The sequence below is a fragment of the Streptomyces pseudovenezuelae genome, assembly GCF_001513955.1.
GTDB lineage: Bacteria > Actinomycetota > Actinomycetes > Streptomycetales > Streptomycetaceae > Streptomyces > Streptomyces pseudovenezuelae.
This window is the reverse complement of the sequence record NZ_KQ948155.1, coordinates 190,032-202,271: the sequence shown is the minus strand read 5'-3', so window position 1 is coordinate 202,271 and position 12,240 is coordinate 190,032. Positions and strand designations below refer to the sequence as shown.

At 70.3% G+C, this 12,240-nt stretch carries 10 protein-coding genes; 2 read left to right on the top strand and 8 right to left on the bottom strand.

The window, feature by feature from the left end; all coding sequences use genetic code 11:
- The first annotated feature begins 119 nt into the window (after positions 1-119).
- Positions 120-665 carry a GNAT family N-acetyltransferase gene (locus AQI94_RS41350; RefSeq protein ID WP_031059263.1) on the top strand — a complete coding sequence of 182 codons (546 nt, stop codon included), beginning with the start codon at positions 120-122 and terminating at the stop codon, positions 663-665.
- A 10-nt stretch (positions 666-675) separates the two neighbouring features.
- Here AQI94_RS41350 and AQI94_RS41345 read toward each other — a convergent pair whose 3' ends face one another.
- The 8 genes from AQI94_RS41345 to AQI94_RS41310 form a co-directional block, all read right to left on the bottom strand.
- Complete coding sequence (locus tag AQI94_RS41345) at positions 676-2,223, bottom strand: P-loop NTPase family protein (RefSeq protein ID WP_031059265.1); 1,548 nt, start codon at positions 2,221-2,223, stop codon at positions 676-678.
- Between the two features lie 17 nt (positions 2,224-2,240).
- Positions 2,241-3,650 carry an ATP-binding protein gene (locus AQI94_RS41340; protein WP_031059267.1) on the bottom strand — a complete coding sequence of 470 codons (1,410 nt, stop codon included), beginning with the start codon at positions 3,648-3,650 and terminating at the stop codon, positions 2,241-2,243.
- A gap of 10 nt (positions 3,651-3,660) precedes the next feature.
- A complete protein-coding gene (locus AQI94_RS41335; RefSeq protein ID WP_031059269.1) occupies positions 3,661-5,220 on the bottom strand; it encodes an SCO6880 family protein in 1,560 nt (519 codons plus the stop codon).
- A complete protein-coding gene (locus AQI94_RS41330) occupies positions 5,217-6,545 on the bottom strand; it encodes a membrane protein (RefSeq protein ID WP_031059270.1) in 1,329 nt (442 codons plus the stop codon). The genes AQI94_RS41335 and AQI94_RS41330 overlap by 4 nt, the downstream gene beginning before the upstream one ends.
- Positions 6,535-7,368 (bottom strand): hypothetical protein, encoded by an 834-nt coding sequence (locus AQI94_RS45415; RefSeq protein ID WP_031059273.1) that lies wholly within the window; start codon positions 7,366-7,368, stop codon positions 6,535-6,537. Before AQI94_RS45415 ends, AQI94_RS41330 begins: the two co-directional genes overlap by 11 nt.
- Positions 7,369-7,614: 246 nt before the next feature.
- Positions 7,615-7,923, bottom strand: coding sequence for a hypothetical protein (locus AQI94_RS41320; RefSeq protein WP_007383036.1), 309 nt, complete (start codon positions 7,921-7,923; stop codon positions 7,615-7,617).
- 474 nt (positions 7,924-8,397) lie between these two features.
- The gene (locus AQI94_RS41315) at positions 8,398-9,756 is read right to left on the bottom strand and encodes a S53 family peptidase (RefSeq protein ID WP_031059275.1); all 1,359 of its coding nucleotides are present in this window, start codon (positions 9,754-9,756) and stop codon (positions 8,398-8,400) included.
- A 268-nt stretch (positions 9,757-10,024) separates the two neighbouring features.
- Positions 10,025-10,642 carry a TetR/AcrR family transcriptional regulator gene (locus AQI94_RS41310; protein ID WP_031059277.1) on the bottom strand — a complete coding sequence of 206 codons (618 nt, stop codon included), beginning with the start codon at positions 10,640-10,642 and terminating at the stop codon, positions 10,025-10,027.
- 71 nt (positions 10,643-10,713) lie between these two features.
- Here AQI94_RS41310 and AQI94_RS41305 point away from each other — a divergent pair, with 71 nt between their 5' ends.
- Positions 10,714-11,631, top strand: coding sequence for an oxidoreductase (locus AQI94_RS41305; protein WP_031059278.1), 918 nt, complete (start codon positions 10,714-10,716; stop codon positions 11,629-11,631).
- The last annotated feature ends 609 nt before the right edge of the window (positions 11,632-12,240 follow it).

Sequence of the window (12,240 nt, the reverse complement as noted above, 5' to 3'; positions counted from 1 at the left end):
AATTTTTGAGAAAACCCCCGTGCCATTCGGCACGGGGGTTTTTTTATTTCAGGCCGGCGGCGGGCCGCGGGCAGTATTTCAGGTGAGGTGGGTAGGGGCCGGGCACTACTGTGGGCCGTATGAGCTACGTGATCAGGTCCGTCCGTGCCGATGAGTGGGCCGCTGCGAAGGAGTTGCGGCTTACGGCGCTGCAGGATCCGGTCGCGCCCCTCGCCTTCCTGGAGACCTATGAGGAGGCCGCGGCGCGGCCCGACTCCTTCTGGCGGGAGCGGACGGCCGGCGGTGCCGAGGGTGCGGAGGGGGCGCAGACGGTCGTCGCCGAGGCGCCGGACGGGCGCTGGGTCGGCACGGTGACCGTACTGCTGGAGGAGCCCGGGACCACGGACTGGGCCGGGTTTCCGGTCGAGCGGAAGCAGGGGCATGTCGTCGGGGTGTTCGTGCGGCCCGAGGAGCGCGGGAGCGGGCTCACCGATGTCCTGTTCGACGCCGCTGTGGAGTGGGCGTGGGCGCACGGGGCCGAGCGGGTGCGGCTGATCGTGCACGAGGACAACGCGCGGGCGCAGCGGTTCTACCGCAAGGCGGGGTTCGAGCCCACGGGGGTCGTCGTGCCGTTGACGGCTGCTCCGGGGCTGTCCGAGCTGGAGTTCGCGCTGGAACGCGTATGACCTCTGCGTCCTAGGCCGGCAGGTCCGTGTCCGGCCAGCGGGTGCGGGCCTGTTCGCGGGACCTGAGGAGGGTCAGGGCGAGAAGTCCCAGGTCCGCTCCGGCGGCCAGCAGCTCCGGGAGCTCGGGAAGGGGAGCGACCGCGGCGACGTCGTCCAGGACGAGCGTGAGTGGTGGGTCGAGGCGACCGGAGGATGACCGTTCGGCCATGCGCCGGCCACGCTCGACCACGCTTGAGGTGAGGGCCGTCAGGAGGGGCATCGCACCAGGGTGGGTCCTGGGGTCCTCGATGGATTCACCGACCACATAAAGCGTGCCCCCTTCGTCGACGAAGGAATCCAAGGCGAGGGCATCATTTCGGTTGGGAGTGCATGCCTCGCGGATGTTGACCGTGAAGAGGGCGGAGAGGGCTCGGCTGGTCAACTCCTGAGCGATGTCACGGCGTTCGGGGTGCGCGGTGAGGGCGGCTTCGAGTTCGCCCGCGGAGCCGGGGGCCGCCTTCGGGTGGGTGCGGAGGGTTTTCACGGCGTCCTGGACCTGGCTGCCCTGGCACCAGCGGTGGACGTGGCGGATGGTGCGGGCCTCTATGGCGGCCGCGTGGAGGTAGCTGCGCAGGAGCGTTTCGGCGGTGTCGGCCACGGCCTGGTCGATCTTCGCGGTGGGACGGACGGGGGCGAGGAGGGCCTGTGCTCTCGCCTTGGCGGTCTCCTTGGTCTCGCAGCCCGCAGTGGGGGACCAGTGGAGGCGGGCCGGGGTGTCGCAGAGGTGGGTGGGGTCGTAGACGTGCACCGGGCCGAGTTTGGCCCGGGCGTCCTTGGTGTCCTGCCAGACGGCGGGGTTCGAGGTGACGACCAGGGCGGGGCCCTCGGCGTCCCTGATGGCCTGGGTGGCGATGGGGTGACGGGTGGCGGGTGCGCCGTAGTGCACCGCGCCTTCGGGGCGGGGGGTCTCCCAGCCGCCCGTCCGTGCGCCGAGTGTGGCCGGCTGCGGCTGGGGCGCGTGCTGCTGTTCCGCCGGAGTCTGCGGGACCTGGGGGAGGGGAGCCGTGACCGACAGCGGTTGCTGCGGCTGCGGCTGCGGTTCCGGAGCCGGTCTCGGGATCGGCACCTCGTGGGCCGGTGTCTCGTGGGCCGGTGCCTCATGGGCCGGTTCCGGACGTCGTGCTCGTGCCGCCAGTTTCTCCGCTCGTGTTCTCGCGCGGACCGCCCGCCAGCGGGCCAGCGTTCCCATCACGAAGATCGTCAGGACGATCAGGATCAGCAGCTGGCCGATGAACAGACCCCAGACCAGGCCGTATCCGGCGAGTTCGCCGGTGGGGGTGTCGGGCCAGGCGCCGGGGATGTCCTGGGGGTGGCCGATGAGATGGCGCATGGCCAGGGGGGTGCGGGTGAAGGTGACGCCCTGGGGCCAGCCGCCGTGGGTGAACAGGCCCGCCAGGCCCGTCGCCGACCAGACCAGCAGGGTCATGCCGAGGAGGAAGCCCAGTATGCCGATCAACAGCCCGTCCGGGACGCCTCCTTGGCCTCCCTGACCGCCCTGGTGGCGGTCGTCCGGTCTCACCACTTTGCCCGCCCCTCCTACGCCACCGTCGACTCGGAGTCGCCCATGTGCTGCTCCACGAAGGCCGCCGCCCGCTCCTCCGCCTCCAGTTCGGCGGCGCGCAGGGCGTCGTCGGTGAGGTCGCTGGAGGACTCCGTCATGGCGCGGTCCGTGAAGACCAGGGGGCGTTCGGTCTCGGTGACCAGGTGTTTGACCACCTGGACATTGCCGTTGACGTCCCAGACGGCGATGCCGGGGCTGAGGGACGGGATGATCTCGACCGCCCAGCGGGGCAGGCCCAGGACACGGCCCGTCGCTCGTGCCTCGTCGGCCTTCTGGGCGTAGATCGTACGGGTCGAGGCCATCTTCAGGATGGCTGCCGCCTCCTTGGCCGCCGCTCCGTCCACCACGTCGGACAGGTGGTGGACCACCGCCACGAAGGACAGGCCGAGCCGGCGGCCGAACTTCAGCAGGCGTTGGAAGAGCTGGGCCACGAAGGGGCTGGCGATGATGTGCCAGGCCTCCTCGACCAGGAAGATGCGCTTCTTGCGGTCGGGGCGGATCCAGGTGTGTTCCAGCCATACACCGACGATCGCCATGAGGATGGGCATGGCGATGGAGTTGCGGTCGATGTGGGACAAATCGAAGACGATCAGCGGCGCGTCCAGGTCGATGCCGACCGTGGTCGGGCCGTCGAACATGCCCCGCAGGTCACCGTCGACCAGGCGGTCCAGGACCAGGGCCACGTCCAGGCCCCATGCCCGTACGTCCTCTATGTCGACGTTCATCGCCTCGGCCGACTCGGGCTCGGGGTGCCGTAGTTGCTCCACGATGTCCGTGAGGATCGGCTGGCGTTCGACGATCGTCTCGTTGACGTAGGCGTGCGCGACCTTCAGCGCGAAGCCGGAGCGCTCGTCGAGGCTGTGGCCCATCGCGACCTCGATGATGGTCCGGAGCAGGGCGAGCTGCCCGGTCGTCGTGATCGCCGGGTCGAGCGGGTTGAGGCGGATCCCCATGTCCAGGGCGGCCATCGGGTCCAGGCGGATGGGAGTTATCCCCAACTCCTGCGCGATGAGGTTCCATTCGCCGACGCCGTCCTCGCCCTGGGCGTCCAGGACCACGACTTGGCGGTCCCGGAAGCGCAACTGGCGCAGTACGTACGTCTTCTCCAGCGCCGACTTGCCGTTGCCGGACTCGCCCAGGACCAGCCAGTGGGGTGCCGGCAGCTGCTGGCCGTAGAGCTGGAAGGGGTCGTAGATGTAGCCCTTGCCGGAGTACACCTCACGGCCGATGATCACGCCCGAGTCACCGAGACCGGGCGCGGCGGTCGGGAGGTAGACCGCCTGCGCCTGGCCGGTGGAGGTGCGGACCGGCAGGCGGGTCGTCTCGACCTTTCCGAAGAGGAAGGCCGTGAAGGCGTCGGAGAGGACGGACAGCGGATCCCGCATGCTTGTGCCCCTACCTTCGGATGCCGGTGGCGAACGGAAGCGTGTTCACAAAGGCGCGATGGTGTTCCCGGTCGCACCACTCCAGTTTCAGATACGACTTTCCCGCCGAGGCCCGGATGGTCCGCTTGTCGCGGGCCAGGGCCTCGGGGGTGCGGGAGGAGACGGTGATGTAGCCGACCAGGTTGACCCCGGCCGCGCCGCTCGCGAGGTCCTCGCCGCGCTGGTCGAGCCGGTTGTGGGCGGCGATGTCGCGCGGGTCCACGGTCCGGTTCATCTTGGCGGCCCGGGAGGCCTCCGCGTCGTCGTTGGTCTTCTCGGTCAGCATGCGCTCGATGGCGATCTCGGTGGGTTCGAGGTCCATCGTGACGGCGACCGTGCGGATGACGTCCGGGGTGTGGACGAGGAGCGGGGCGAGGAAGTTGACGCCCACGGGGGTCATCGGCCACTCCTTCACCCAGGCCGTGGCGTGGCACCAGGGCGCGCGGGTGCTGGACTCCCTGGTCTTCGCCTGGAGGAACGTCGGTTCCATGGCGTCGAGTTCGGCCGGCCAGGCGTTGCGCTTGGTCATCGCCTGGATGTGGTCGATGGGGTGGTCGGGGTCGTACATGGAGTGGATCAGCGAGGCCAGCCGGCCCTGGCCGAGCGGCTGGCGGACCCGGATGTCGGCCTCCTGGAGTCGCGAGCAGATGTCGGTCAGCTCGCGGGCCATGACCACCGCGAGACCCGCGTCCTTGTCCAGCTTGCGGCCGGACTGGGGGCGGGCGGCGCGGGCCATCGCGTGGGCCTCCGCAGCCAGTTCACGGGTGTAGTGCATACAGGCGACGAGATACGCGCGGTGCTGCTCGCTGCTGGTGGACACCATCGACTGGAGTTGGTCGTACGACGACTGCAGCCACGGCAGCGCCTTGTCGTCCCCGCGCATGGCGACGTCCTTGGCGTGGGCGTCGGGGTCGGCGGGGAGTGTGCGGGCGAGCATCTGGATGCGGGTGACGAAGCCGTCGCCGTTGGCCACGTGCTTGAGCAGGGTGCCGAAGCGGTCGACGAGCGCTTCCTGGTCCTCGGAGTCGCGCAGGCCGACGCCGGGGCCCTCGATCTCGATGGCGGCGGTGACGGTACGGCGGTCCGCGTGGAGGAGTACGGCGATCTCGTCGGGCCCGAACGGGGCGGCGAGCCAGTTGATCCGGCCGATGCCGGGGGGCGGGCCCACCTCGACCTCGCGGCCGTCGACGTGGGTGCCGGCCTCCATCACGGAGGAGCGGTAGGTCGTGCCCTGGCGCAGGGTCCGCTTGTAACTGCGGTTGATCTCGAACCACTTGTAGAACGTGCGGCGCTTGTACGGCACGTAGACCGCGGCCAGCGCGAGCAGTGGGAAGCCCATCAGCAGGACGATGCGCAGGGACAGGACCGGGACGAGGAGCCCGCACATCATGCCGAGGAACGCGCCCACGATGATGAGCGCGATCTCGCCGCTCTCGCGGTTGCGGCCGACGATCGCGTTCGGCCGGGCGCGGCCGATGAGATATGTACGGCGGGGCGTGACCGTATGCGACACGTGGGACTCGGTCGTCAACGCCCGTCACCTCCTGTGCTGTTGCTGCCTGCGTTGCGGTTGCCGGCGTGCGGGGTGTTCACCGGGTTGCCCGCGCGGGGAGCGGGAGCGGCGGAGGGGACAGATCCGCCGCCTCCGTTCGGGGTGCGCGTGCTGTGGGCGGCGACTCCGCCGGACGCCGGGTTGCTCGGGCGGGCGCCCGAACCTCCGGAGGCCTGACCGTTGTTGTCGGCCCGGGAGCTGTGGGTCTTGATGCCCTGGGCGACCAGGGTGGCCGGGGAGCTGATGACCGCGGCGGCCTTGCCCTCGGCGTTCTGCATGATGCGGTTGTTGCGGGAGCCGGCGATCTCGTCGCCGAAGCCGGGGACGAAGCGGTAGATCATCGCGCTGGCGAAGATGGCGAGCAGGATGATGGCGAGACCGGAGACGACGGCGGAGAACGCGTCGGGGCCGTCGTCGGAGGAGAGCGCGCCGGCGAGGCCGAGGACGATGACGATCACCGGTTTGACCAGGATGACGGCGATCATGATGCCGGCCCAGCGGCGGACGTGGCCCCAGAGGTTCTTGTCGACGAGGCCGGCGTAGACGACGGTGCCGAGGAGGGCACCGACGTAGAGGAGGGCGGCGCGGATGACGAGCTCCAGCCAGAGCACTCCGGCGGCGAGGATGCTGACCAGGGAGACGACGATCAGCATGATCGGGCCGCCGCCGATGTCGTTGCCCTTCTCCAGGGCGCCGGAGAAGGTGCCGAAGAACGTGTCGGTCTGGTCGCCGGTGGCCTTCGCGAGGACCTCGGAGACGCCGTCCGTGGCGGAGACGACGGTGTAGAGGATCAGGGGGGTGAAGGCGGACGCGAGGACGGTCAGCCACAGGAACCCGATCGCCTCGCTGATGGCGGTGGTGAGGGGGACGCCTCGCACCGCGCGCTTGGCCACGGCCAGCAGCCACAGCAGAAGGGTGAGGATGGTCGAGGCGGCGAAGACGACGGCGTACTGCTGGAGGAACTTCTGGTTGGTGAAGTCGACGTTCGCCGTCTCCTTCACGGCCTCGCTGAGCTTGCCGATGGTCCAGGAGGCGGCTTTGGCGCAGCTCTTGGCGAGGGAGGACATGGGGTCGAGGGTGGAGGTGGGGTCGTCGTTGATCGACCCGCCGCTGCGCTTGCTGCTGCGGTCGCTCTCGCACAGCTCCCGGGCGGTGCCGGTGATCAGGTCGCAGGCTTTGTCACTCGTGGAGGGGGACGGCGAGGGGGACGGGGCCGCGAAGGCCCGGGCCGCCAGAAGGACGGTCGCCGTCTGCACGGCTGTGACCGCCGCGGCGGTCTTGAGTACGTAGCGATTACCGCGCATAGGTGAACCCTCCGTACTCGTCAACGGCCTTCGCCATGTCGTCTGCGCTGGAGGCCGTGTCGTCGCCTGGGACGGGCGCCGGGCCTTCCTTCTGGGACTGCGTGACGACCTTCCAGTCGCCGGCCGCCCATTCGAGCTTCATGGTGACGGTGAACCAGCTGTTGGTGACGGGGTTGGTGGAGTTCTCGCCGGCCATGCCGAGCAGGCCGCTGCACCAGACCTCGACGGTCATGTTGTTCTGGGCGGACTCGGTGACCTTGGTGCCGATGGGATTCGTACGGGACACGAAGGTGTAGCCGGCGGGCGTGGAGCCGTCGTCGTTCAGGCCGACGTTCTTGTTGAAGGCCGGGGTGTAGGCGCCGTCCATGGCTGCCTGGAACCCGGCCAGGCGTGCGGGGGCCACGATGGCCTGGAGCGTCGCGTCGCGCTGCGTCTTGTCGAACATGCCGGCCGCGCCCAGCGCCACCGCGTAGTTCGCCGCCGCGCTCTGTGCCCCCTGGGCGTCGTGCGCGTACCCCGTCGGGATGGCGCCCGGGGTGGACTGCACCGGCTTGGTGCCGCTGGCCGCCGTGGAGGTTGCTCTGGGCTGTCCCCCCGCCCCCACCCCCGAGGACGAGGAGTCGTCGTCTCCGCGGTTCGCGAAGGCGATTGCGGCGATCAGGAGGACGACGACGCCGACGACGGTGACCAGGCTGCGGGAGGACGAGCGGCCGGTGCGGCGGGCGCCGCCGTACACGTCCGTGGTGCCGCCCGGCAGGTGGGTGCGGGTCTGGCCGGTGCCGCCGTAACCGCCGGAGCCCTCCTGGTCGTCTCCGAGACTCATGCCGCTTACGCCCCCTCGACGTGGTGCGGGAAAGTGCGGGCAAACGCGTAGGAGTACGACGGTAGCCCCGCTGGTTCCCGCGCGGGCGCGGTGTGGTGACTCGGCATCAGAGTCATCGGAGTCATCGAGGAGATCGGAGACATCGGGGGGACGCAACCTCAGCCGGTGGGCACTGCGGACGGGTGGGGTAGAGGGGGTACCGGGCGCGCCCGGCCGGACCGGAGGTGCGTCGACCGGACGCGGCGGCTATACGGCCATGCCGTACACGATGGTGAAGAGTGTGCCCAGCGATCCGATGATGAAGACGCCGGTCAGGCCCGCGATGATGAGGCCCTTGCCCTGTTCCGCGCTGAAGGTGTCGCGCAGGGCGGTGGCGCCGATGCGCTGTTTGGCGGCGCCCCAGATGGCGATGCCGAGGCAGAGCAGGATGGCGACCGCCATGACGACCTGGATCATCGTCTTCGCCTCGGTCCCCAGCGCCCCGAAGGGGCCCCAGTCCGGAGCGATCCCGCCGATGATGGTGTTGATGTCTCCCTTGTCGGCCGCAAAGAGCATGTAAGTCACCGCCCCTGGTGGGTAGTTCCGTCTCCCCTGCGTCTGCGCAGAGGTCAGGCCTCATTGTCGCCGACAATTCTGCCGTCGTATGTCGACTTGGCGTCATTGGTTGGCGGGTTTCGTACGAATGACTGTCTGGTCACTCTGTGTATCACGGCAGGTCACGCCGGGCAATGAGGCCTGAGCGGAACCTGTCGTGTGGTTCCGTCGTTGACCCCTCTTACGACCTGCGGCGCTTCTGGCACCGATGTTCTGCGGGTGAAGGCTAACCCGGAGAGCCGCAGGCGTGACGAACGGGCCGCGGCAGGCAGCCGTGGCCCGTACGTTGACGGAGAGTCAGTCGGTGCCGGACACGGCGAACGGGCCACGACCGGAAGTCGTGGCCCGTTGCCGTGGTGCCGCCGAGGGAACCCCACGTTCCCCTCTTGGGGGCGGCGTCCCCGTGACCCGGCGGGGACTCTCAGGAGCTGTCGTTCAGCCGGTGAAGGCGTTCAGGCCCTGCGGCGTGCCCAGGCCGGTCGGGCCGTCGTAGCCGGATGTGGCCGTGCAGAAGTAGCTCGTCGAGCAGGTGCCGTTGTTGCCGGAGGTCACGTCGTTGAGGGCGGAGGTGTCGGCGTAGGGGTACTGGGCCGGGTAGTCGCTGCTGCCCGGGGTGCCGGCCAGCGCGTACACCGACGCGATGATCGGGGCGGAGGCGCTGGTGCCGCCGTAGGTGTTCCAGCCCGTGCCGTCCGAGCCGTAGGAGTCGTAGACGGAGACGCCGGTGGCCGGGTCGGCGACGGCGGAGACGTCGGCGATCATGCGCTTGGTGCAGCCGGTGTCGGTCTGCCAGGAGGGCTTCGCGTCGTACGCGGAGCAGCCGGAGCCGGTGCCTTCGGTGCTGCTGGTCTTCCAGACGGTCTCGGTCCAGCCGCGGGTGGTGGAGGACTTGGACAGCTTGGTGCCGCCGACCGCGGTGACGTACTTGGAGGCGGCGGGGTACTCGGCGCCGTAGCCCTCGTCGCCGGCGGAGACGGTGATGGCGACGCCGGGGTGGTTGAAGTACGAGGAGTCGTACGAGGTGTCCGAGGAGGACTCGGAGCCGCCGTAGGAGTTGGAGACGAACTTGGCGCCCAGCTTCACGGCCTCGTTCACGGCCGTGCCCAGGTTGGCCATGCTCGACGACTTCGCCTCGACCAGCACGATGTGGGCGTTGGGGGCGATCGCGGAGACCATGTCGAGGTCGAGGGAGATCTCACCGGCCCAGCCGCTGTCGGCGGTGGGGAGAGAGGTCGTGGAGCCGGTCTGGCTGACCTTCTTGAAGCAGCCGTTGGCGGTGGTGCAGGCCGGCAGGCCGTAGTACGAGCGGTAGGTGGCCAGGTCGGCCTCGGCGTTGGGGTCGTCGTAGGCGTCGACGATGGCGACCGTCTGCCCGGAGCCGTTGTTCGCGGCGGCGGAGGTCAGGCCGTAGGCGGACTGGAGGTCGCTCGGGCCGTAGCCGGTCGGGGTGGCCGAGGACGCCTTCGGGGAGACGCTCGCGGGCCTGGCGCCCTTCTTCGCGGCCTGCTCCTCCTGGAAGGCGGTGGTGCCGGCGGTGACGCGCAGGGCGTTGCAGGCGGCGTAGCCCTTCTTCGGGGTGGCGCCACACGCGCTCTCGTACGTCACGTGCGCCTTGGCGACAGCGGCCGCGATGGCCTTGCTGCTCACCTTGTGGGAGGGGGTCGCGGTGGCCGCGCCGGCGTGCGCGGCGGTGCCGAGGCCGGCGAACAGCAGCGCGCCGGTGGCCGCGGCGACGGAGCCGTATCTGCGCCATCTGCCGGATATGAGGGGGGTGTTGGGGGTGGACGTACGCAACGTAAAGCCTCCAGAGAGTGGTTGCAGAGGCCTGCGGTGGGGGACCACCGGTGAGGTTCCCGGTGGGGGCGGCGGCCCGCGACGACCCTCCTCTTGTTGAGTACGTGACAACAAGAGAGGCTACGGAATCCTGACTTCCGCCTTACTCAAGGGCGTTCGGGGATTGCTGATCAATGGCGGGCGGATGGGTGGCGGATGGACCCGGCTTGACCATCTACACGCGTCGCACACAACTGCCCGGGCCGTGGCGCCGGGCCGGGAATCCGGATCAGCGGGGCGTGAGGCCGTACATCAGGTGGTGGACCAGTTCGGCCACGGAGCCCATCGCGGCCTCGGTGGTGAACTTGCCGGTGATGGCGAAGGACGCCAGTCCGTGCAGGGCGGTGCCCACCACCAGGGTGAGGTGCTCGGGGTCGCCCTCGACGATCTCGCCGCGCTGCTGGGCGGCGGCGACGGCCCGCTCCAGTGCGCCCACCGTGCGGTCGATCGCGGCGGTCATCTGCTCGGCGGCGTCGGGCTCGTGCTTGCGGGCGTACATCACCTCCAGGAGCTCGGCGTTGTCGATGGCGAAGCGGAGGTAGGCCCGGGCGAGGGTGGTGAGGCGGTCCTGGAGGGGCAGGCCCGGCTCGTCGGCGGCCTCCAGGGTCTCGGCCATGCGGTCGTAGCCGACCAGGGCGAGGGCGTTGAGCAGGGCCTGCTTGTCCTTGAAGTGCCGGCCTGGGGCCGCGTGGCTGACGCCGATGTCGCGGGCGAGCTCCCGCAGGGAGAGAGAGGCGGAGGTGCCTTTGTCGCGGAGGGTGCGCTCGGCGGCGGCGAGAAGGGCGGAGCGCAGGTCTCCGTGGTGGTACGGACGGGTCTCGGGCTTCTCGGCTGGCATGGACGCCATCGTATCCGGATGTAGCCGATGCCAGCATTGTTGTCATTGACAGCATTGTTGGCGGCGTCTACATTCAGGGCATGGCTACGGACAAGCAGCATCAGAAGTGGGACGCGACCCGCCTCCCGGACCAGACCGGCCGCACGGCGGTGGTCACTGGGGCGAACAGCGGTATCGGACTCCGGGCCGCGCAGGCCCTGGCCGGGGCGGGCGCGCACGTCGTGTTCGCCGTACGGGACCCGGAGCGCGGCGAGGCGGCGGCCAGGACCGTCAACGGCAGCACGGAAGTGCGCCGGCTGGATCTGGCGGACCTGTCGTCGGTACGGGAGTTCGCGGCGGCGTGGGACCGTCCGCTGGACCTGCTGATCAACAACGCGGGCGTGATGATGATCCCGCAGCAGCAGACGGCGGACGGCTTCGAGATGCAGTTCGGCACCAACCATCTGGGCCACTTCGCGCTGACGAACCTGCTGCTGCCCCACCTCACCGACCGGGTCGTGACGGTGTCCTCGGGCGCGCACCGCTGGGGCGACCAGCGCATCCACTTCGAGGACCTGAACATGACCTCGGCCTACGACCCGAGGGGCGTCTACGGCCAGTCGAAGCTGGCGAACCTGCTGTTCGTGCTGGAACTCCAGCGGCGGCTGACGGAGTCGGGCTCCGGGGTTCGCGCCTTGGCGGCCCACCCCGGCTACTCGGCCACCAACCTCCAGAGCCACGCGGCGAGTCCGGTGGCCCGGGTGTTCATGAAGTTCGGCAACAGGTTCCTGGCGCAGGACGACAGCGCGGGCGCACTGCCCACGCTGTACGCGGCGACGCAGGATCTGCCCGGGGCCAGCTATGTGGGACCCGACGGGCTCGGGGAGATGCGGGGCGCCCCGACGCTGGTGGGCCGGAGCGCGGCCGCGAGCGACCCGGACGTGGCCCGGCGCCTGTGGACGGCCTCGGAGGAGCTGACGGGGACGCGTTTTCCCCAGGGTGTGGGGACGCGGGGCTGAGTCCGGACCGCTGCCTGAGCCTCGGACAGCCCCGGTGGTGCGGCCGGCCCGCGCCCAGAACGCCCGCAGTGCGCCCGTGAGGGCCTCCGGCGCCTCCTCTGGCCATGTGGGCCATGTGGGTGACCTGAGTCGTCCGCCCCGCCCTCCAGCGGGCGCCCGTCGGGTCGCGCCGGACGGCCAGGAGGTCGCCGTGGCGGCCCACAGGATCTGGAGCGGGCGGTCGGCACCGAGTCCGGCCCGGTGGTCCTCGTACGCTTCGGCGCCGATGACGCCTTCGGCCGGCTTGGCGGTCTGGGTGAGGGAGACCGAGTGCCGAGGGCGCGCGGCGAATCCGGTGTGGCAGGGGCGCGGGGCCTCCCGGATGGGGATCGCGTCCAGCATGCTGGCCGCGGACCCAGCCTCGGGGCGGTCCAAGGCGAGGCGGGTGGTTACGACCGCGAACCGCTCGTGCCCGACGACCGCGCCCCGCTCGTGCCCGAGCCGGCGCATGACCGTGAAGCAGTCGCCGGCCGTCCGTGGCGTGCTGGGGGTACGGGCGGTGTTCCGGGTCGGTCGGGGCCCGGCTAGAGCGGACGTGGCCGCCCGCCTCGGGGTGGTCCAGGGCGAGGC